Below are 21,543 nucleotides of genomic sequence, written 5' to 3' on the forward strand. Positions count from 1 at the left end.
ATGCATGAGAGCAGACACTAGCTCAAGGGGGCTCGTTGAGCCTGAGGGCACATCCGGGTAGTTTCTGCAGTCCACCATCTCACCCACGCCGGTTTCAGTCCCGGAGTCAGGCAAACACCGGGCGGTCCCGTTCTCATCGAGAATGAATCCAGCCGGTCACACGTTAGGAGCAGCATGCCCGTTTGGAGTGGATGCAATTGGCAACTGGTCAATGGCGAGGACACCCAGGCGTGCCTTGGCGTGAGCTTCGGGATGGGGCTGCTCGATGAGCAGGTCGAGGCGGCGGGCACGCTGTCCGCAGCGCTGGCGGCACTGCGCACCGAACTGGCCCGACCCGTCGAATTGAGCCCGGGGCAGGTGGCACTTCCCGAGGTCACGGCACTGCTGGGGAGTGATACCGCAACCGTGACCGTCCGCGGGACGACCGAGGCAGTGGCCGCGTCCTGGAACCGGCTCCCCGCAGTGTTCAGGTCCGGGAGCATCCCCGAGAACACCGACCCCATCCATGTCGAGGAATCGTTCTGGCCCGCCGACCTGGTGCAACGCACCGGTTCGAATGCGGCCGCGTTCACGTCCTTCCACGTGTATCCCGAAAATCTGCATGATCGGGCCCGAACCGTCCTCGCGCAGCTGGATCCTTCCGCCGGTCGAACCCGCGCGGTGTTCTTCACCAACGACCAGTCGCTGATCGGGCACGTGTACCCGGTGAAGCAGAACGACAGCGCACCCTTGGCCGGGACATGGGCCGACGGCACCCCCAAACGCTCTGCGATGCACGGTTTCCACACCGGGCCGGCAGCCACGGATCCGTTGTCCACGACTGCCGTGGGCAACGCCCCGGGCGTGGTGCTGGGGAACAACATCCCGGTGTTGCTTTCGGTCATGGTGCCGCGCTCCGCGGCGGGATTCCTGGCCGCGCAGTTGCTCAATCGCCAGCTGGCGCACCGACGCGGCGGCATCGTCAGCGGAACCTTCAAATCCGGGGTGGAATTCATCGGTGCAGGCGCCGAGTTTTGTGCCGTTTTCCTGAGCGAGGAGATGCTGCCGGAGCGGGAACGGCGGCTCCTGCTCGAAGACTTCGCCACGTCGATGACGCAGATTCCCGACGCCTGGATTGGCGACATTTTGGCGTACGCCGGCACCGGGGGATCCGATCGGCTGCAACGCGAGCGTGCCCTCGTGGGGCTCGGTGCCGACCCCGCACCCGATGTCGCCGACATCCGGGCCGCCGTGGCGCGCTCATCCTCCAGCCTGCACCTGGCCGTCGATCCGGTGGCTCCGGGTGCCAGAGGCAGGCAGCGGGCCAACGAGCGGTCGGCAGGGACCAACACGGCGGCCATCAACGAACTCAGGCTGCCCATCGGAGGCTACAGCCGCAGATACAAGTCCTGGGCGCCCCGAGGTTTTCAAGGCGCTCCGCTGCCCGTCATCCCGGCACTGGTCATTGGCCGGGAAGCCATCTTCATCGAGCAGTGGCAGCAGTTGCGGATGCCGGGGGCCACTGCCGGAAACGCTGCCGATGCGAACAACCTGCTGGCGGTCCTCGAAGACGGCCTGGGCAACCTCTTTGTGCTGGACGACAAGCTGCGCATGGCCATGATCTACCCGGACCTGTACTTCAGGTCCAAGGCCCTGCGCAGGGCGTTGGACCAGCGCCTGGCCGGAGCGCCGCGACTGAGGATGAAGTCCAAGCGCACGGCATCCGATGTGGCCGAGTGGCGTCGGCGTCGGCGCCGCTCGGTCGGCATCGCAACGGGCCTCGTGGCGGCGCTCTTGGGAGGCCTGGTCGCGATGGCGGTGGTGCAGGGCGACAGGGCGGAGCCAATTCGCGACTGGATCAACATTTCCGAAACGGCCACGCTGGACAACGGGACCACGATCACGGCCACGCGGTTCGACATCCAGCACCCGACGATCGACCAAAGCGAATACGTGGTCAACGTGGAAGTGAATTTCTGTGCCGGCGGGGACACCCGGATCGGCGACCTGGCACCCGATGCCCAGCGCCGGGTATCCCCGAAGGACTTCGCGATGCTCAACGACGACTACCTCGAGGCACGTCTGGTCGACAGCGGGAACCAGCTGCGTGAACAGGCCCTGCAACCCGGCGAATGCGCCATCGGCAACCTGGTCTACCAGGGCCAGTCGCTCGACGTGCCCCGCCTGGCTTACGACAACGCGGCCGGGGACGCAGTGGTCTGGTACAGCTATGGGAAGGTGCCCGAACAGTATCGGGACTGACTCGACCCGGGGGCGCCCGCGCCCCCAGGCGCCGTTGTCGGTGTCGAACCGGATATTTCTTGGATCTTTTCAATGATTATGAGGCCTGAATCGGCCTAGCAGTACGCGCCATTGAGCCGTTCGGATGTCATGGCTCGCTGCATTCTGCTTCCCATGGTGCTGGTGATCGCAGTCGTCGGCCTCCTCTTGGGAGGGCAACAGGACATGGTGCAACTGTTCGGAATGATACTTGCTGCCTTGGTCCTTGACGGCACCTTGGCGTTCGTGGCGTTCGGCGCCCCCCGATCGAAGCGCTGCAGGGTTCGGGTGGACGACGGGAGCCGGCACCGTTGTGCTTCGTTTTTCCCGGCACCGTCCGGGAACTCGCCGTTCCTCCACCGAAGGTACACCGGCGAATGAGGGGGGCAGAGCGCGGGAACCCGCCATTCCCAGGAGCTGCCCATGACCCAAGATGTTGCTCCTCGAAACTTTGGGTAACCTTGAACGGTGACTGAGCGCGAACCGATGACCCAGATTGACGGCGAAGAGCTGCCCCGCACCTACGAGGTGCGCACCTTTGGCTGCCAGATGAACGTGCATGATTCCGAACGCCTCTCCGGCCTGCTGGAGGACGCCGGGCTGGAACGCAAGGACGAAGCCTTGACCGGCGAGGTCGCCGACGTGGTCGTGTTCAACACCTGCGCCGTGCGCGAAAACGCTGACAACAAGCTCTACGGCAACCTGGGCATGCTGGCACCGCTGAAGCGCGAACGCCCGAACATGCAGATCGCCGTCGGCGGGTGCCTGGCCCAGAAGGACCGCGACACCATCCTGAAGAAGGCCCCCTGGGTCGACGTTGTCTTTGGCACCCACAACATTGGTTCGCTGCCCACCCTGCTCGCCCGCTCGCGCCACAACAAGCAGGCCGAGCTGGAGATCCTCGAGTCCCTGGACGTCTTCCCCTCGACCCTGCCCACGCGCCGCGAGTCGGTGTACGCCGGCTGGGTGTCGATCTCCGTGGGCTGCAACAACACCTGCACCTTCTGCATCGTGCCCTCGCTGCGCGGCAAGGAGAGGGACCGCCGACCCGGCGAGATCCTCGCAGAGATCGAGGCGCTGGTGGCGGACGGCGCGATCGAGGTCACCCTGCTGGGCCAGAACGTGAACTCCTACGGCGTCGAATTCGGCGACAAGCTCGCCTTCGGAAAACTGCTGCGCGCCTGCGGACAGATCGAGGGCCTGGAGCGCGTGCGCTTCACCAGCCCGCACCCGGCCGCCTTCACCGACGACGTCATCGACGCCATGGCCGAGACCCCCAACGTGATGCCGCAGCTGCACATGCCGCTGCAGTCCGGCTCGGACAAGGTCCTCAAGGACATGCGCCGCTCCTACCGCTCGAAGAAGTTCTTGGGCATCCTGGACAAGGTGCGCGAGCGCATCCCGCACGCAGCCATCACCACCGACATCATCGTCGGGTTCCCGGGCGAGACCGAAGAGGACTTCCAAGGGACCTTGGACGTGGTCGAGGCCTCCCGCTTCTCCACCGCCTTCACCTTCCAGTACTCCAAGCGCCCCGGCACCCCGGCCGCAGACCTGCCGGACCAGCTGCCCAAGGCGGTGGTGCAGGAACGCTACGAACGGCTCACCGCGTTGCAGGACCGCATCGCCAAGGAAGAGAACGCCAAGCAGGTCGGGCGCACCGTCGAGGTGTTGGTGACCGAGCAGTCCGGCCGCAAGGCCGGGGAAACCCACCGTCTCTCCGGCAGGACCACCGACCAGCGCCTGGTGCACTTCTCCGTGCCGGCCGGCGCCGAGGCACCGCGTCCGGGCGACCTGGTCACCGTGCCGGTCACCGGGGCCGCAGCCTTCCATTTGGTCTCCGACCCGACCACCGACCAGTACTCGCTACGCCGCTCGCGCGCCGGCGACGCGTGGGACCGCGCCCAAGCCGAAAGCTGCGGGGTTCCCACCCCCGGTTCGGGCCCGACCGGGAGCAAGACCAACCTGGGCATGCCCTCGCTGATGGTCCGCGGCTAGGGGCATGGCCTCCGAGCAGCTGCCGGTCCTGGCGGTCGTTGGCCCCACCGGGACGGGAAAGTCCGATCTGGCGATCGCCCTTGCCAGGGAACTGGGCGGGGAAATAGTCAACGCCGATGCCCTGCAGTTCTACCGCGGGATGGACATCGGCACCGCCAAGCTTCCGCCGGCCGAACGCGGCGGGGTACCGCACCACCTGCTCGACATCATGGATGTCCGCCAAGAGGCCAGCGTGGCACGTTTCCAGGCCGAGGCACGCCAGGCCTTCGGCGAGATCCGCGCCCGCGGGTTGGTGCCCATCCTGGTCGGCGGGTCCGGCCTGTATGTGCGTGCTGCCCTGGACGAGATTGATTTCCCGCCGACCGACCCGGACGTTCGCCGGCGGCTGGAAGCCGAGGCGGCGCAGGCGGGGATTGCCCCGTTGGCAGCACGCCTGGCTGAGGTCGATCCCGAGTCGGCCGCCAGGAACCTTGATGACCGGCGACTGATCCGGGCCCTGGAAGTCCACGAAATCAGCGGCAAGCCGTTCAGCTCCTTCATGCCCCGGAGGCAGTACCACGTCCCTGCGCTCCAGATCGGACTGAACCTCGAGCGTGCCCTGTTGCACGATCGGTTGGCGGCACGGGTGGGCAAGATGGTCGAGCTCGGTCTGTTGGAGGAGGTGCGCCGGCTTGATGCCCAGGGGCTTCGGGATGGAAAGACCGCCTCGCGGGCCATAGGCTATGCCCAGTTCCTGGCGGTGCTCGACGGCACCATGTCGGTGAAGGAAGCCACGGAAAAGACGGTGATTGCCACGCGCCAATTTGCGCGCCGGCAGGTCACCTGGTTCGGGGCCGATGACCGGGTGAACTGGTTTGACCCGACGGATCCCCACATGCTGTCGAGGGTCCTGGAGACCATCCGGAAACCCTGATCCGCGGCCTTGGCGGGGGCTGGCCGGAAATAGGTGCCGCGGCCTGGATCCCCGTATCCTTGGAGGCATGAGTGCGAGCAAACCCGCCATGACGACCACGCCAACCCTGCAGTCCATCGTGGGTGGCCTGAGCTATGCCAAGGGACACGGAACCGGAAACGATTTCGTCCTCATTTCCGACCCGGCGGATGAACACCGGCTCGAGGCCGAACAGGTCGCCGCGCTTTGTGACAGGCACCGCGGCATTGGCGCCGACGGCTTGATCCGCGCGGTTCCCTCCAGCTCGCTGGCGGAGGGCAGGGAAGTCCTGGAAACGAGCCCCGAGGCCTATTGGTTCATGGACTACCGCAACGGCGACGGGTCCGTGTCGGAGATGTGCGGCAATGGCGTGCGCGTGTTCGTCCATTTCCTACTGAGCGAAAAGCTGGTGGAGCTTCCGGTGGGGGAGCAGCTGGCCATTGGCACGCGGGCCGGAGTGAAGCTGGTGACCCGTCTTGAGGACGGATATGCCGTGGACATGGGTCCCTGGGAGTTCATCTTCGAGCAGGCAGCCAAGCAAAACGGGCTGGATTCGAAGGTTTCCACCGCCGGACTGGGCAATGCCCGCGGTGCCCTAAGCATTTCCATGGGCAACCCCCACACCGTCGTGGCACTGGCCAACGCCGGTGAATTGGAAAACCTGGAGCTCTTTGCGATCCCCGAGGTGCAGCCGCTGCCCCCGCACGGCACCAACGTCGAATACGTCCTTGCCGCAGACCCGGTGGTCCAAGACGGTGTCGGGTCCTTGCGCATGCGCGTGCACGAACGCGGCGTGGGGGAGACCCTGTCGTGCGGCACCGGGGCCTGCGCCGCCGCCGCTGCCACGCGACACTGGGCCCAGGCCCAGGACATCCGAAACTGGAAGGTCCAGGTGCCCGGCGGCGAGGTTGGCATCGAGTTCATCCGGGGAGCCACGGGACGTGAACACGTGGTGCTCAGCGGGCCCGCAGTCCTGGTCTCCCGCGGCCGGATCACCGAGATCTGAGACAGCAATGGCCGGATTCCCGCAAGGGGAATCCGGCCATTGGCGTAAAGAGGGCTAGGAGGCCTCGGGGCGCGCCACGCGCAGAATGCGGAAGGCCTTGTCCGTCGAGACCCGCTCGATGTCCCAGTCCTGGGGCAGGACAGTGCCCAGCCACTTCTGCAGGGAATCGGCACCCAGGTTCTTCTGGACCACCAGCCAGGCGATCCCGCCCGGGGCCAGTCGCGGAAGCCACAGCAGCAAAAGCTCGTGCAGGGCCTCTTTGCCGATGCGGATCGGAGGATTCGACCACATCGTGTCGAATGTCAGCTCCGGGTCGATTGCTTCGGGAAGCGCCACGACCACGTTTTTCAATCCCAGGGCTGCGGCATTGTCACGGGTCAGGCCGAGGCTTCGCTCGTTCACATCAACCCCGTACACCGTCGCCTCCGGGGAGGCCATGGCCATCGAGAGCGCAATGGGTCCCCAGCCGCAGCCGATGTCCAGGAGGTTTCCGCTGACCGAGGGATCGGGAACGCCGTCCAGGAGAATGGCGGTTCCCTTGTCGATCCTGTCCGGGCTGAAGATGCCGCCGGAGGTTTGCACCTTGTGCACGGCGCCGCGCAACTCGACGCTGATGTGGCGCCGCTTCTCTGGGGTGGAAGGCTGGGCGCTGAAATAATGTTCCGGGCTCATCTTGGCAGGTTAACCGCCCGGGGGCGGCAAACCCAAACCCGTGGCACGAATTCGGGCGCTGGAAGTGTGTGAGATGCCTCAATGCGCCAAGCCGGGGCAAGTGATAGAGTTTTCCCTATGACTTTCCTGTAAGACGCATCAAGCACACCATCGACCCCGGGTCCTTCCCCCACTGGAGCTGCAGGCTCATTGGCTGGAAGGCGGCCCACTGAGGGCGATTGGCTGTCGCGCCGAAAAGTCATTCCGCCGAGGCGAACCTTCGAAACCATAACGTTTCCAAGATCAGGTTCGCGCGAGGGCGCATCACTTTTCGCGATCGACATGGCCCGCGCCGCGTATGCAGGCGCCGGCCCCACGCAATCGCCATTCCCAGCACGAGCGAGACTCCGACTCGATCGTGCCACTGACACTGACACCAAATTCGGCGCTTGCCGACCCGCGCGCGGCATCCAGCCCAAGGAGCAAACCATGCATCCATTCACCGAACCCGGACATCCAAGCAACCAATCCACGCACAACGCCGCTTCTGTGGGTGCGGGGCACTATTCTGGAATACAGCAAACTAAGGGGAACATGACCAATCCACAAACTTCCGGCCCGCAGGACAACGAGATGGACGAGGCCAAGCTCCAAGCCGCCATCGAACGGATCCTCGCCAGCGACAAGGCCGCGGCCAGCAAGAGCAGCCACTTCGGCGCACCCGAAGACGAGGGCGTGCTTTCCGGACGGGCCCAGGCCCTGAGCAAGTTCACCGGCGAGCATTCCTCCTCCGACGGCGACCAGCAGGAGTTGGCCGAACGCCGAGCCCTGAGGCGCGGCGCCAGCCTTTCAACCGAACTCGAGGACGTCACCGAGGTCGAATACCGCCAGCTGCGCCTCGAGCGCGTCGTGCTGGCCGGCATTTGGAACGAGGGGACCGCCCAGGATGCGGAAAACTCGCTGCGCGAGTTGGCGGCACTGGCCGAGACCGCGGGTTCGGAAGTGCTCGACGGAATGGTGCAGCGCCGTGCAAAGCCGGATCCCGGCACGTACCTGGGATCGGGCAAGGCCTTGGAATTGCGCGAAATCGTGGCGGCCACCGGTGCCGACACCGTCATCATCGACACCGAACTCGCCCCGTCGCAGCGCCGCGCCCTGGAAGACGTCGTCAAGGTCAAAGTCATTGACCGCACCGCCTTGATCCTGGACATCTTTGCCCAGCATGCCAAAAGCCACGAGGGCCGCGCCCAGGTCGAACTCGCCCAGCTCGAATACCTCCTGCCGCGCCTGCGCGGCTGGGGCGACTCGATGTCCCGCCAGGCCGGTGGCCGCGTGGGTGCTGCAGGCGGCGGCATCGGATCCCGCGGCCCGGGTGAAACCAAGATCGAACTGGACCGCCGGCGCATTCGCGACCGCATGGCAAAGCTCCGCAAGGAGATCAAGGGAATGCTGCCGGCCCGCGAGTCCAAGCGCGCGAACCGCAAGCGCAATGCGGTGCCGTCGGTGGCCATTGCCGGGTACACCAACGCCGGCAAGTCCTCGTTGCTCAACCGGCTCACAGATGCCGGGGCACTGGTCGAAAACGCCCTGTTCGCAACGCTGGATCCCACGGTCCGCCAGGCCGAAACCAGCGACGGGCTGACCTATACGCTCGCTGACACCGTCGGCTTCGTGAAGTCACTGCCCACCCAGCTGATCGAGGCCTTCCGCTCCACCTTGGAGGAAGTGGCCGACGCCGATTTGATCCTGCACGTTGTGGATGCGTCGCACCCGGACCCGGAAGGCCAGATCCAAGCCGTGCGCGAGGTGCTCAACGACGTCGACGCGCGCAACATCCCGGAGATCATTGTCCTGAACAAGGCGGATGTCGCCGACCCGTTCGTGGTCGAGCGCCTGCGCCAGCGCGAGCCGAACCACGTCATCGTCTCGGCGCGCACCGGCGAAGGCATCGACGAATTGCAGGCCCGGATCAGCGCCGCAATCCCGAGGCCCAATGTCCAACTAGAATTGATGATTCCCTATGATCGAGGCGACGTGGTCAACAAGCTCCACGGCGCCGAGGCCGAGATCCTGGCCGTCGAACACACCGAAACGGGAACCCGCATGATGGTCAAGGTCCGCGAAAGCATGGCCGCAGAAGTGGAGCAATTTAGTATTCATGGCTGAGGAATCAGAGGTCATCGCCCTGTTGGACGAAGCAGTGTCCAGCATGGGCGGGCAAAGCCGTCCGGGCCAGCACGAGATGACACGCCAGGTCGTGCGCGCCATGGAAACCGGTGAACACCTGCTGGTGCAGGCAGGAACCGGAACCGGCAAGTCCATGGCCTATCTGGTTCCGGCGCTGGCGCACGCGCTGGGATCCGAAAAACCTGTGGTGATTTCCACCGCAACCCTCGCGCTGCAGGCGCAGATCGTCGGGCGCGATGTGCCGCGCCTGTTGTCGTCCCTGAAAGACAAACTGCCACGCGAGATGGAAGTGGCCCTGGTCAAGGGCCGCTCCAACTACGTGTGCCAGTACAAACTCAGCGGCGGATACCCGGACGACGACGAGGGCGCCCTGTTTTCCATGGAATCCGGCACCCCCGTTCTCGGTGGTTCCTCCGAGGGCCCCGGCTCTGCCCTGGGCCAGGAAGTGGTGCGCCTGCGGCAGTGGGCCGAACGAACCGACAGCGGTGACCGCGACGACCTGACCCCGGGAGTCAGCGACAAGGCCTGGCGCCAGGTTTCGGTCAGCGCGATGGACTGCCTGGGCGCGCAAAAGTGCCCCATGGCCGCCGAATGTTTCAGCGAACTGGCACGCGCCCGAGCGGCCGACGCCGACGTGGTGATCACCAACCACGCCATGCTGGCCGTCTCGGCCTTCGAAGGCCTGGCCGTGCTGCCGGACTTCGACACCGTCATCATTGACGAGGCCCACGAGCTGCAGGACCGGGTGACCAGCTCGGTGACGCGGCCGCTGTCGGTCAACATGGTCCAGACCGCCGCTTCGGCTGCCCGCAAGCACTGCTCGGTGAGCGTGGACGCGCTGAACCAGGGCGCCAAGGCCCTGCAGCGTGCGCTGGAGGGAGTGCCCACCGGGCTCATGGCCCGCGGCCTGAACGAGGACCAGGAAGCCGCGATCAACCAGATCGCCGAAGCCGCACGCGTGGTGCTCTCCGACTCCAAGCCCGAGGCCAACGCCCCTGCGGACGGGGGACGCCAGATGGCCCGTTCCCAGGTCATGTACCTGGTGGAGCAATGCACCAAGATGCTTGAAATGACCGAGGAGCGCGAGGTGATCTGGGCCTCTCGGCCCGGCCACTTCAGCCCCGGGGAGGGCTATGTCCAACCGGACGAGTCAAGCCAGCCGACCTTGATGGTTGCACCGCTCTCGGTGGCGGGAAAACTCAGGGAAGGTCTCTTCGACGGCCGGACCGTCATCCTCACGAGCGCAACCCTGGCCATCGGTGCGGCGTTTGAACCGGTGGCAGGATCCCTGGGGCTCGTGGGGGACGGGGCGCCGACCTGGAACGGCGTCGACGTCGGCAGTCCCTTCGACTATCCCAAGCAGGGCATCCTCTACGTTGCCAAACACCTGGCCAAGCCCGGGCGCCAAATGTCCCAGGAGACGCTTGCAGAGATCGAGGATCTCATCAAGGCCTCCAACGGCGGGGCGCTGGCGCTGTTTACCTCCCGCCGCGCGGCCGAGGACGCTGCGGAGATCCTGCGCGCACGCCTGGACATTCCCATCCTGTGCCAGGGCGAGTCCAGCATGAAGGCGCTGGTCGACCAGTTCTCGGCGGAGCCCGATACCTGCCTCTTTGGGACGATGACGCTGTGGCAGGGCGTCGATGTGCCGGGAAACGCCTGCCGATTGGTCATCATCGACAAGATCCCGTTCCCGCGCCCGGATGATCCGCTCTCCTCGGCACGCAGCCGCGATGTCGCCAAGCACGGCGGAAACGGTTTCATGGCCGTGGCCGCAAGCCATGCGGCGGTGCGTCTGGCACAGGGTGCGGGCCGCCTGATCCGCTCGGTCAACGACAAGGGCGTGGTCGCGGTGCTCGACTCGCGCCTGGCCACCGAACGCTACGGAACGTTCCTGCGGGCTTCCCTGCCACCGCTGTGGGCAACACCGAACAAGGCCACCGTCATTTCCGCGCTCGAAAGGCTCAGCGAGGGCTGAGCACGTTGCCTTGCAGGCATCCCGGTCGCGGGAGATGTGCAGGGTGCGCAAACAACAGCGAGGGCCGATCCGATGATCGGCCCTCGCTGTGTTGCGGGATGAGTTGTGGCTGCGGACCTAGACGGAGCGCATGACCGATACGACCTTGCCCATGACGGTTGCGGCGTCACCAAGGATCGGTTCGTATCGGGAGTTCTGCGGCAAAAGCCAGGTGTGGCCATCGCGCTGGCGGAAGGTCTTCACCGTGGCTTCGTCCTCGAGCAACGCGGCGACGATGTCGCCGTTGTTCGCCGTCGGCTGGCGCCTCACGACAACCCAGTCGCCGTCGCAGATGGCGGCATCGATCATGGAGTCGCCGCTGACCTTGAGCATGAAGAGCTCGCCATGCCCCACCAGCTGGCGCGGCAAGGCGAAAACGTCCTCGATCGCCTGGTCGGCCAGGATCGGTCCGCCGGCGGCAATGCGCCCCACCAGGGGGACCATGGCGGTGTCCGCGGAGGTTGTCAGTTCCGAGACGTTCATGCCGTTGGCTGCCCTGAGATCCGACTGGCCCTCCACCACCTCGAGCTTGGCCTCGCTCTTGAGCTGCAACGGCAGCAGGATCTCCATGGCGCGCGGGCGGCGCGGATCGCGCCTGATGTAGCCAAGTTTCTCGAGCTGGCTGAGCTGGTGGGTCACGCTCGAGAGGCTGGCAAGTCCCACGGCGTCCCCGATTTCACGCATCGACGGCGGGTAGCCGTTGCTGCTCACGGAGCGCTGGATGGTCTCCAGGACCTTCTTCTGGCGAATGGTCAGGCTCTTCGCGTCGCGTCGAGGGGTTCGTTGTTCGGTCGTCATTGTCAATGCCTCATCCCGATCGTCGCCGGTTGCCCGCGCGTGCCGCAAATTGTCGGTGTGGGTTGATGTAGTAAATACATCGCTTCACAACCAACATCCTAGTAGACAAAGTCACTGCTTTCAAAGATTTGTTCGAACAGATCTGGACACGTGTCGTCGAAAAGTGCTAGAAATAAGATACGCACTACGAACACATGTTCGAAAGATGCGTTCGAATAATCGTCACGTGTTCGACTAGGCGCCCCAGGGTCCCAGCCGGCCACGTGAATTCAGAGGAAAGGCAAAGACATGGCAAACACTGCTTTCTCGGCCCCGCTCCACCTTGTAACATCCGACGACTACTTGCCCGAATCCCAGCCAACGCTGGCACCCCTGCGGCTCACTCGTCGCGGAAAGTTCGTGCTGATCGGACTTCCCATCTTCGTGGTGAGTGCCGCAGCACTGATGCTCCTGGGCCTGTTCCTTTCCCCGGCCAACGCATCGGCGGAAGTGCCGCTGGGCGTTGACGCGGTCAGCGTCACCGTCATCGAAGGGGATACGCTGTGGGGGATTGCCCGCGAGTTCGCTCCGCAGCTCGAGCCCCGCGATGCGGTTCAACAGATCGGCGACCTCAACAACCTCAACAGCTCGGTGCTGCACCCCGGTGCCGAACTCTTCGTTCCCACCGGAAGCTAGCCCCCGCACCGGCGCTCCCGCGGGCGCCGATACAAGGCATTGCGAACCGATTATTACCCTCTGCACCGGCGAAGATTCTTGGCCCCACCTGCCACCGCCGTAGACTTGGCCCGTGAATGAACGGCTAAATCGCCTGGCAAATCTGCCCCTGCGAGAAAATCTTCAAGGTCTCGAACCCTACGGTGCTCCCCAAATTGACGTACCGATTCAGTTGAACGTCAATGAAAACACCCACCCGCTACCCGCGGAAGTGCATCGCGCCATTGTCGAAGAAGTCTCCGCGGCCGCCGTGGGATTGAACCGTTATCCCGACCGTGAATTCACCGAATTGCGTGAACGTCTTGCCGCGTTCCTGGGCCACGGGCTCGAAGCGGACAACATCTGGGCAGCCAACGGATCCAACGAAGTGCTCCAGCAAATCCTGCAGGCCTTCGGCGGGCCGGGCCGCACCGTCCTGAGTTTCCCTCCCACCTACTCCATGTATCCGCTGCTGGCAGCAGGGACCGACACCACCTACGTTGCGGGAATCCGTTCCGAGGACTATGGACTTTCGGCGGAGGATGCGGCGGCACAGGTTCGTGAGGCCGCGCCGAACATTGTCATCCTGTGTTCGCCCAACAATCCCACCGGTACCGCGTTGGGACTCGACGTCGTCGAAGCCGTCTACGAAGCCGGCCGGGCCAGCAACGCCATCGTGATCGTTGACGAGGCCTACGCGGAGTTTGCCCACACCGGGACGCCTTCGGCGTTGTCCCTGCTGCCCGATCGCGAGCGGCTCATTGTCTCGCGCACCATGTCCAAGGCCTTCGCCTTGGCCGGAGCACGCCTCGGCTACCTTGCCGCGGCCCCGGAGGTCACCGACGCGATCCGCCTGGTGCGCCTGCCGTACCACCTTTCGGCGGTCACCCAGGCGACCGCGAATGCGGCGTTGAAGCACTCCGACATCCTGCTGGCCAACGTCGAGGCCATCAAGGTCCAGCGGGACCGGATCGTCAACGAGCTCACGCGCATGGGGCTGCGCCCTGCCTCCAGCGATTCGAACTTCGTGTTCTTCGGGGGAGTCAAGGACACCAAGGCCATCTGGGAGGGCCTGCTGGAGGCCGGAGTGATCATCAGGGATGTCGGGATTCCCGGCCACCTTCGGGTCACCGCGGGCACCGAGGACGAAACCACCGCATTCCTTGTCCGTCTCGAGGAACTGCTCGATCAGGGTCCTCACACGCACTCACGCTAAACTTGGTGGGGTGGCGCTGGACGCGGCGGGCGAATTTCACGAAATGCCCGGTCGCGCACGAGCCAGCCGCCGCACCACATCCTCGTCTCAACGCCTGATCTAAAGGAATGTGCATGTCTGCCGAAAAACTCACGGGTCGTCGCGCTCGCCTCGAACGCATCACCAGCGAGTCCTCCGTCTTTGTCGAACTTGATCTGGACGGCACCGGCCGCTCGGAAATCAGCACCGGCGTCCCGTTCTACGACCACATGCTGACCGCGCTTTCGAAGCATTCGCTGATCGACCTGACGGTGCGCGCCACCGGAGACATCCACATCGACGTGCACCACACCGTCGAAGACACCGCCATCACCATTGGCGAGGTGCTGCGCACCGCCCTGGGAAACAAGGCGGGCATCACCCGCTTCGGCACCGCCTATGCCCCGCTGGACGAGGCCCTGGCACGCGCCGTTGTCGACATCTCCGGGCGCCCCTACCTGGTCCACGGCGGCGAGCCCGCAGGCCAGGAATACCACCTGATCGGCGGCCACTTCACGGGGTCGATGACCCGGCACGTCTTCGAGGCGCTGACCTTCCACGCCCAGATCTGTGCCCACATCGAGGTGCTTTCCGGACGCGACCCGCACCACATCGTCGAGGCCCAGTTCAAGGCATTTGCCCGTGCCCTGCGCGAAGCCGTGCAACCCGATGCCCGCATCGGCGACGCCATCCCGTCCACGAAGGGTGCGCTGTAGATGGCGGCCAAGACAGTCACCGTCCTTGACTACGGTTCCGGCAACGTCCGCTCGGCCGTCAGGGCCCTTGAGGCAGCCGGCGCCGAGGTCAAGCTCTCGGCCAAGCCCGAGGACATCCTGGAATGCGACGGGCTCTTTGTTCCCGGCGTCGGTGCCTTTGCCGCCGTCATGCAGGCACTGAAGGATGTCGGTGCCATCCGCTGGATCGGACGCCGCATCGCCGGCGGTCGCCCGGTGCTCGGCGTCTGCGTCGGACACCAGGTCTTCTTTGACGAGGGCGTGGAACACGGGATCCGCACCCCGGGACTGGCCGAATGGCCCGGCACCGTGGAGCTGCTCAAGGCCCCGGTCGTCCCGCACATGGGATGGAACACCGTTACCCCGCCGGCCGGAAGCAAGCTCTTTGCCGGTATCGAGGACGAGCGCTTCTACTTCGTGCACTCCTACGCGGTGCAGGAATGGAACTTCGACGTCGCCCAGCCCAAGATGGTCCCGCCGCAGGTCACCTGGGCCGAACACGGCGTTCCCTTCATTGCCGGGATCGAGAACGGGCCCCTGTGCGCCCTGCAATTCCACCCGGAGAAGTCCGGCGAGGCCGGGGCCAAATTGCTGCGCAACTGGTTGGGGACCCTCTAGACCATGTGGTCCATCATCCTCATGGCGGTCGCCGGCCTGCTGGCCGGCGGAGCGCTCTCGCTGCGCCAGCAACGCGCCCATATCTCCTGGATCATCGCCGCCTGGGTGCTGGCCGGGATGGCGCTCTTCGCAGCCTACGCCCTGACGCTTTAACCGGCACCCCCCACCGGCCGGCACGATCGTTGCCGGACCCGCCTCGCATCACCCGGCCCCAATGCGCCGGCCCGGAAAAACCAAGGAATGATCATGACCGAGAACCAAAACAACATCCTGGAATTGTTGCCCGCCGTGGACGTGGCCGACGGCCAGGCCGTGCGCCTGGTCCAGGGCGAGGCCGGATCCGAAACCGGATACGGCGACCCGCTTGAGGCAGCACTTGCGTGGCAGAACGCAGGAGCCGAATGGGTGCACCTGGTGGACCTGGACGCTGCCTTCGGCCGCGGCCACAACACCGAGATCCTGGGCCGCATTGCCAAGGAACTGACCATCAAGGTCGAGCTCTCCGGCGGCATCCGCGACGACGAGTCCCTCGACCGCGCCCTGGAATTCGGCGCCACCCGTGTCAATCTGGGCACCGCCGCCCTGGAAAACCCGGAGTGGACCGCACGGGCCATCGCCCGCCACGGCGACAAGATCGCCGTGGGCCTGGACGTGCGCGGAACCACGCTGTCCGGCCGCGGCTGGACCAAGGAGGGCGGGGACATCTGGGAGGTCCTGGCCCGCCTGGAAGATGCCGGATGCGCCCGCTACGTGGTCACCGACGTGACCAAGGACGGAACGCTGCGCGGACCCAACGTCGAACTGCTCGCCGAAATGTGCAAGCGCACCGACAAGCCGGTCATCGCCTCCGGCGGCATCTCCAGCCTTGAGGACCTGCGCGTTTTGCGCGAACTGGTCCCCAACGGCGTTGAAGGCGCGATCGTGGGCAAGGCGCTGTACGCCGGCAAGTTCACCATGGCCGAAGCACTGGACGTGGCAGGCCGCCGCTAGGATCCAGCGGCCGCCGCTTTCGGGCGGCAACAGGCATCGATCGGATGGGGGCACTGCCGCGTTGCGGCGCTGCCCCCATCCGTGTCTCCGAGCGAGCTTCACCACACCGCCGGGGCGCCGGCACCCAACGAATCGGCCCGGCACATGGGCGCCCGGGCCACAGGCACCGAATCCCGCGATCCACCCCTGACGTGGGCGCAAGATAGCATGTGCATATGAGCACGAATTCTCCTTCTTCCCCCGCCGGACAAGGCGCACAGCGCCACCTGCCCGGACATATCGCCGCCGCCCTGGCACGCGCCGGCGGGTCCGGAGATTCCGCGGGGCAAAGCTGGGAAGGCCGGGACCTCGGCGGCGAGGGAAACCCGCTGCACAACTTCGACAACGACAACGGCCTGATCGACGCGCAGCTCAAGGCGGCCCTCGAGGGCCTCATCGCCGGAACCGGCACCGAGCAACAGGTCCATGCCGCCCTTGCAGGGGCCCGCGTCTACATCGCCGTCGTGGCCCAGCTGGCCGAAGGCGGCATGGGGGAACACGGCTTTGCCGAGGACAAGGAAGCCGACATGGCCCTGGTCACCCTCACGGCTCCCGACGGCCGGAAGGCCCTGCCGGTGTTCAGCAGTGTCGAGAACCTCCAGGCCTGGCATGCCGAGGCGCGCCCCGTGGCCGTCTACGCCCCGCGGGCTGCACTTTCGGCCGTGAGCGAGGAAGCCCAAATGCTGGTCCTGGACCCCGGCGCCGACTTCACTTTCGTGCTGCGCCGTCCGGGCATGTGGGCCCTTGCCCGGCAAGAGGACTGGACCCCCAGCTACCTCAGCGAGGAGCTGGCAGCCGTGGTTGCCGAACAGGCAGCGAGCGAAGCGGCACTAGCCGCGATCCACATGGCACCGGGACGCGGGGTGGGGTCGCGCACCGCCGCAGGCACGTCCGTGCCCGGTGGGGGTTCCGGACCGGAACTGCGCCTTGAATTCACCTTCCGCCCGGGTATCGACGAGGCAGGGGCCCGCGAGTGCGTCTCGCGGATCCACGCTCGGTTGTCGGCCAACCAGGACTTTGCCCACAATGTCGATTCGCTCGAGGTTGCCCTGAAGGCAGGACCAACCTCGGATCCCGGTACGCCGGCATGAAATTCGGTCGCTACGGCCAGTTGCTGCGGCAGCCGGGTGTGGCTCCGCTGCTGCTGATCGGCATGGTGGCCCGGCTTCCGCACGCCACGGTCGGCCTGCTCCTATTGCTGCACCTGGTCAACGAACTGGGACTTGACTGGGGCCCGGCCGGTCTCGTGGTCGGGCTGATGACCATTGGCATCGCCCTGGGCGCACCTTGGCGCGGACACGTGGTGGACATGTACGGGCTGCGTCGGGCGCTGATTCCCTCCATCATCGCCGAAGCCGTGGTGTGGAGCATCGTTCCCCAGGTCTCCTTCACCTGGGTGCTGCCACTCGTGTTCCTCGGCGGACTCTTTTCCCTGCCGGTCTTCTCCGTGGTCCGCACCGCCCTGGGCGTGATGACCACGGGGGAGACCCGGCGGTCGGCCTTCGCCCTGGATGCGATGGGCACCGAACTGGTTTTCATCGTCGGACCGGCGACAGCGGGGATCGTGGCCACATCACTGGACACCACCGTCGGGATGATCGGGATCGCCGCCGCGGCATCGCTCAGCGGCGTGGCGCTGATGATCCTGAATCCGCCCACCCGGTCCGGCCAGCCCGGAGCCGTGGCCACCCAGGCCAACCCGCACGAGGAACGCCTCGGGGCCGAGGCCTCGCTGATCGCCGCCGGACCCGGCGGCCTGGCAGAGGTCGAGGGCGAGTTGATCCTGGCCGGGGCCAAGTCGACGCGGGCGCGCATCTCCGCCCGCGGACGCGGCTTCCGTCACAAGTTCGGATGGGTCAGTGCCTCGGTGATCGCGGTGTTCATTGCAGCCTCCGGCGCGGGGCTGCTGCTCTCGGGCACCGAGGTCGGCATCATTTCGCTTCTCGACGCGCAGCACAGCGAGGGCCAGCTGGGAATCGTCTTCCTCTTCTGGTGCGGCGCCTCGCTGGTGGGCGGGCTGATCTACGGCAGCCAGAACCGGCGCATCTCACCGATTGTGCTGTTGCTGGCCATGGCGGTGCTCACCGTCCCGATGGCGTTCGCCACCGGCACCTGGTCGCTGGCCCTGCTCTCGATCCTGCCCGGCATGCTGTGCGCGCCGGTGCTCTCGGCGGCCTCGGAATGGTTGACCGACCTGGTGGCGGAAAAGCGGCGCGGGGAGGCCATGGGCTGGTACGGCTCGGCATTGACCACCGGCACGGCACTGGGTTCGCCCATCACCGGTGCCACCGTGGACTCGTTCGGTGCAAACGCGGGATTCATCGTGGTCGGTGCCATTGCCGCCGTGGTGTGCGCGGTGGCGTTGGTGGCACAGCAGGTGCGCCGGCGCCGGGCCACGACCCGGGCACGCACACTCATCCAGGACGCATAAGCCGGGGGACAAACAAAAAATGCCCCGCCGTGAAGCGGGGCATTTTTCGGCACTGCGGCCGGGAGGAACAAGTCGGTGCCGGCTGCCCGGAACCACTCTGTGATCAACCTCTCGACCGCAAGCCGCCAAAATCTTGCAGTGTTACGCGGGTGTTAGTTCACCGGGCCGGTGAGCTTTTCGCCCGGGCCCTTGCCCGGCTCGTCCGGGAAGGTCGAGGCTTCGCGGAAGGCAAGCTGCAGCGAACGCAGGCCGTCGCGCAAAGGACCGGCGTGCTGGGAGCCGATTTCCGGGGATGCGGAGACGACCAAACCTGCAAGGGCGGTGATGAGCTTGCGGGCCTCGTCAAGGTCCTTCAGCTCTTCGGCGTCGTTGCCCTCGGCCAGTCCGCATTTGACTGCGGCGGCGCTCATGAGGTGAACGGCGGCGGTGGTGATGATTTCAACGGCTGCCACCTCGGCGATGTCGCGGATCTCGTTGGTGGCGTTGTTGGAGTCCGGATTGGTTTCAGGGGTGCTCATACTGCTAAGCTTTCCATAGACCGACTGAATCCGTGTACTTGGATGCGCCGCCCACCGGGTGGATGTGACCAAGGAGCCATGGAACCAGTACGCAAGTGGAGGCCACTCCCACCCGCAGCAGCCGAATCAGGCGGCCGGGTAAGTTCGGTGCCGATGACCCCGCGGGGTTCGTTGGCTGGATGAATTTTCATCGATCGAATCTGGGGCCTTCGCCTGCACATGCAGCCGAGGGCCTTTCCTTTTGCTGCGGTGGCCTCGAACTTCGAACTACTCAGGAGCAACACATTAGCGATCCACGCATTAATGATCGAATCCGCGTCCCAGAGGTGCGGCTTGTCGGCCCTGCCGGTGAACAGGTTGGCATTGTCCGTATTGAGGATGCACTTCGTCTTGCCGTCGAGTCCGACCTTGATCTCGTGGAGGTGGCGCCTACCGCCAAGCCTCCCGTGTGCAAGTTGATGGACTTCGGAAAGTACAAGTACGAGGCTGCAGTCAAGGCACGTGAAACGCGCAAGAACCAGACGAACACCGTGCTGAAGGAAATTCGTTTCCGTCTGAAGATCGACACGCACGACTACGAAACCAAGGTCGGACACGCCCTTCGCTTCCTGGGCGCCGGTGACAAGGTCAAGGCCATGATCCAGTTCCGTGGCCGCGAACAGCAGCGTCCGGAAATGGGCATTCGTCTGTTGAACAAGTTTGCCGAGGCAGTTGCCGAGGTTGGCTTGGTTGAGTCGACGCCACGTATCGATGGCCGAAACATGGTCATGGTTGTCGGGCCTCTCAAGAACAAGGCAGAGGCCAAGGCCGAAGCCCGTCGCTTGGAACAGCGCGATGCCGACAAGGCCAAGGCAGCCAACCCGAAGGCCAAGATGGACACCTCGGAGCCCCAGGGCGAGATCGGCGGCTCCGTTGCCGATGTCATCGAGTCGGACATCATGGAAAAGCTTGCCAAGGTACGTGCGGAGGCAGCGGCTGAAGAGGCCGCAGCAGCCGCGGCACCAAAGGTCGCCCCGGTCAGGACAGCCCCAGCAGCGGCCAAGGCCCCTGTCAGGTCGGCACCCGCCCGCGAGACTTCCAGCCGTCCGGCAGCCTCAAAGGCACCGGCAGCAGCACGTCCGGCGGTCAGCAGGCCGGCAGCGGCAGCGGCCCCCAAGCCAGCCGTCGCAGCCAAGCCGGCAGCGGCACCGAAGCCAATGGCCGTTCCCAAGCCAATGGCCATGCCACCAAAGCCTGCGGGCAAGCCGGGTCCGAAGCCCGCAACCCGCGCGCCCAAGCCCGGGACGACCAAGTAAGGTCGCCCCGAGCAGGGCAGCTCGCAAGAGCAACACCAGAACCACGGATTCCCCCAAACGCGGGAGTCCGCACGATCCCCCGGTCCGAAAGGATCCCGGGAGCAAGTAAGGAGAACGGCGGATATGCCGAAGTTCAAGACCCACAGTGGCGCCAAGAAGCGCTTCAAGCTCACCGGTAGCGGCAAGCTCGTGCGCCAGCAGGCCAACCGCCGCCACTACCTGGAGCACAAGTCCTCCCGCATCACCCGTCGCCTGGCATCTGACCAGTTGGTCGCCAAGGCGGACGTCAAGACCATCAAGCGGATGCTCGGTCTCTAACACCAGTCCGTCTTGGGAATCCTGATCCTGGATTCCCGACCACATAAAGATTTTTTGCCGGCCCAATATTTGAGGCCAGGCGGAACAGAAACAAAGGAGTACACACGTGGCACGTGTGAAGCGGGCAGTAAACGCCCATAAGAAGCGTCGCGTCATTCTTGAACGCGCCAAGGGCTACCGCGGTCAGCGTTCGCGCTTGTACCGCAAGGCCAAGGAGCAGCTGCTCCACTCGTTCGTCTACAGCTACGGCGACCGCCGCAAGCGCAAGGGTGACTTCCGTCGCCTCTGGATCCAGCGCATCAACGCTGCATCCCGCGCCAACGACCTGACCTACAACCGCCTGATCCAGGGCCTGAAGGCTGCGTCGGTCGAGGTTGACCGCCGCATGCTGGCCGAGCTGGCTGTTTCGGATGCCAAGGCTTTCGCCGTACTGGTTGCAGTTGCCAAGCAGGCCCTCCCGGCCGATGTCAACGCCCCCAAGGCCGCCGCCGCAGCTCCGGTTGCACCGGCCAAGAAGGCTCCGGCCAAGAAGGCTGCCGTTGCAGCCCCGGCAGCAGAGGGTACCCCGGCCGAAAAGGCCGAGGCCGCCGGTGCCGTCAAGGGTGTCGAGGGTGAAGAGGCTCCGGCCGGATTCATCATCAAGGGCAACGCCGGTTCCAACAAGTACCACGTCCCGGGTTCGACCTGGTTCGACCAGACTGTTGCCGAATACTGGTTCAACAGCATTGAGTCTGCCAAGGCAGCCGGCTTCGAGCCTGCAGGCGGCGAATCCCGCCAGCAGATCAAGGACGCCTAGTCCTTGAGCTCATAAAGCTCTAGTCCAAAG

At 65.4% G+C, this 21,543-nt stretch carries 20 protein-coding genes; 17 read left to right on the top strand and 3 right to left on the bottom strand.

Annotation, left to right across the window (positions count from 1 at the left end; genetic code table 11):
- Positions 1-174: 174 nt before the first annotated feature.
- The 4 genes from ABD687_RS20355 to dapF all read left to right on the top strand — a co-directional run bounded on the left by ABD687_RS20355 (position 175) and on the right by dapF (position 6,194).
- On the top strand, positions 175-2,241 hold the full coding sequence (locus tag ABD687_RS20355; RefSeq protein WP_310288443.1) for a hypothetical protein: 2,067 nt from the start codon (positions 175-177) through the stop codon (positions 2,239-2,241).
- Positions 2,242-2,745: 504 nt separating this feature from the next.
- On the top strand, positions 2,746-4,257 hold the full coding sequence (miaB, locus tag ABD687_RS20360) for a tRNA (N6-isopentenyl adenosine(37)-C2)-methylthiotransferase MiaB (RefSeq protein ID WP_310293355.1): 1,512 nt from the start codon (positions 2,746-2,748) through the stop codon (positions 4,255-4,257).
- 4 nt (positions 4,258-4,261) lie between these two features.
- On the top strand, positions 4,262-5,170 hold the full coding sequence (gene miaA, locus ABD687_RS20365; protein WP_310288441.1) for a tRNA (adenosine(37)-N6)-dimethylallyltransferase MiaA: 909 nt from the start codon (positions 4,262-4,264) through the stop codon (positions 5,168-5,170).
- A 67-nt stretch (positions 5,171-5,237) separates the two neighbouring features.
- On the top strand, positions 5,238-6,194 hold the full coding sequence (gene dapF, locus ABD687_RS20370; protein ID WP_310288440.1) for a diaminopimelate epimerase: 957 nt from the start codon (positions 5,238-5,240) through the stop codon (positions 6,192-6,194).
- A 54-nt stretch (positions 6,195-6,248) separates the two neighbouring features.
- Here dapF and ABD687_RS20375 read toward each other — a convergent pair whose 3' ends face one another.
- Complete coding sequence (locus ABD687_RS20375; RefSeq protein ID WP_310288437.1) at positions 6,249-6,866, bottom strand: class I SAM-dependent methyltransferase; 618 nt, start codon at positions 6,864-6,866, stop codon at positions 6,249-6,251.
- Between the two features lie 573 nt (positions 6,867-7,439).
- Between ABD687_RS20375 and hflX the strand changes: the two genes are divergently transcribed.
- Positions 7,440-9,011 carry a GTPase HflX gene (hflX, locus tag ABD687_RS20380; RefSeq protein WP_310288435.1) on the top strand — a complete coding sequence of 524 codons (1,572 nt, stop codon included), beginning with the start codon at positions 7,440-7,442 and terminating at the stop codon, positions 9,009-9,011.
- Entirely contained in the window at positions 9,004-11,010 is a 2,007-nt protein-coding gene (locus tag ABD687_RS20385; RefSeq protein ID WP_310288430.1) for an ATP-dependent DNA helicase, read from the top strand. The genes hflX and ABD687_RS20385 overlap by 8 nt, the downstream gene beginning before the upstream one ends.
- 117 nt (positions 11,011-11,127) lie before the next feature.
- On the opposite strand, the gene lexA is transcribed toward ABD687_RS20385, so the two are convergent.
- Entirely contained in the window at positions 11,128-11,847 is a 720-nt protein-coding gene (gene lexA / locus ABD687_RS20390; protein ID WP_264270297.1) for a transcriptional repressor LexA, read from the bottom strand.
- Positions 11,848-12,135: 288 nt separating this feature from the next.
- Between lexA and ABD687_RS20395 the strand changes: the two genes are divergently transcribed.
- The 8 genes from ABD687_RS20395 (at position 12,136) to ABD687_RS20430 (ending at position 18,586) form a co-directional block, all read left to right on the top strand.
- The gene (locus ABD687_RS20395; protein WP_310288427.1) at positions 12,136-12,522 is read left to right on the top strand and encodes a LysM peptidoglycan-binding domain-containing protein; all 387 of its coding nucleotides are present in this window, start codon (positions 12,136-12,138) and stop codon (positions 12,520-12,522) included.
- A gap of 112 nt (positions 12,523-12,634) precedes the next feature.
- Entirely contained in the window at positions 12,635-13,756 is a 1,122-nt protein-coding gene (locus ABD687_RS20400; RefSeq protein WP_264270295.1) for a histidinol-phosphate transaminase, read from the top strand.
- A 113-nt stretch (positions 13,757-13,869) separates the two neighbouring features.
- A complete protein-coding gene (gene hisB, locus ABD687_RS20405; protein ID WP_264270294.1) occupies positions 13,870-14,490 on the top strand; it encodes an imidazoleglycerol-phosphate dehydratase HisB in 621 nt (206 codons plus the stop codon).
- Entirely contained in the window at positions 14,491-15,126 is a 636-nt protein-coding gene (gene hisH / locus ABD687_RS20410) for an imidazole glycerol phosphate synthase subunit HisH (protein WP_264270293.1), read from the top strand.
- A gap of 3 nt (positions 15,127-15,129) precedes the next feature.
- Positions 15,130-15,279, top strand: coding sequence for a hypothetical protein (locus tag ABD687_RS20415; RefSeq protein WP_264270292.1), 150 nt, complete (start codon positions 15,130-15,132; stop codon positions 15,277-15,279).
- Between the two features lie 93 nt (positions 15,280-15,372).
- A complete protein-coding gene (gene priA, locus ABD687_RS20420; protein ID WP_310288422.1) occupies positions 15,373-16,116 on the top strand; it encodes a bifunctional 1-(5-phosphoribosyl)-5-((5-phosphoribosylamino)methylideneamino)imidazole-4-carboxamide isomerase/phosphoribosylanthranilate isomerase PriA in 744 nt (247 codons plus the stop codon).
- Between the two features lie 215 nt (positions 16,117-16,331).
- Complete coding sequence (locus ABD687_RS20425; protein WP_310288419.1) at positions 16,332-17,246, top strand: SseB family protein; 915 nt, start codon at positions 16,332-16,334, stop codon at positions 17,244-17,246.
- Positions 17,243-18,586 (top strand): MFS transporter, encoded by a 1,344-nt coding sequence (locus ABD687_RS20430; protein WP_264270289.1) that lies wholly within the window; start codon positions 17,243-17,245, stop codon positions 18,584-18,586. Before ABD687_RS20425 ends, ABD687_RS20430 begins: the two co-directional genes overlap by 4 nt.
- Positions 18,587-18,738: 152 nt before the next feature.
- Here ABD687_RS20430 and ABD687_RS20435 read toward each other — a convergent pair whose 3' ends face one another.
- A complete protein-coding gene (locus ABD687_RS20435) occupies positions 18,739-19,104 on the bottom strand; it encodes a DUF1844 domain-containing protein (protein ID WP_264270288.1) in 366 nt (121 codons plus the stop codon).
- Between the two features lie 326 nt (positions 19,105-19,430).
- On the opposite strand from ABD687_RS20435, the gene infC reads away from it, so the two are divergent.
- The 3 genes from infC (at position 19,431) to rplT (ending at position 21,513) form a co-directional block, all read left to right on the top strand.
- Complete coding sequence (infC, locus tag ABD687_RS20440) at positions 19,431-20,399, top strand: translation initiation factor IF-3 (RefSeq protein WP_377700265.1); 969 nt, start codon at positions 19,431-19,433, stop codon at positions 20,397-20,399.
- A gap of 123 nt (positions 20,400-20,522) precedes the next feature.
- On the top strand, positions 20,523-20,717 hold the full coding sequence (gene rpmI / locus ABD687_RS20445) for a 50S ribosomal protein L35 (RefSeq protein ID WP_217390565.1): 195 nt from the start codon (positions 20,523-20,525) through the stop codon (positions 20,715-20,717).
- A 106-nt stretch (positions 20,718-20,823) separates the two neighbouring features.
- Positions 20,824-21,513, top strand: coding sequence for a 50S ribosomal protein L20, sunset domain variant (rplT, locus tag ABD687_RS20450; protein ID WP_302262540.1), 690 nt, complete (start codon positions 20,824-20,826; stop codon positions 21,511-21,513).
- Positions 21,514-21,543 lie beyond the last annotated feature (30 nt).

The organism is Paeniglutamicibacter sulfureus, from assembly GCF_039535115.1.
GTDB lineage: Bacteria > Actinomycetota > Actinomycetes > Actinomycetales > Micrococcaceae > Paeniglutamicibacter > Paeniglutamicibacter sulfureus.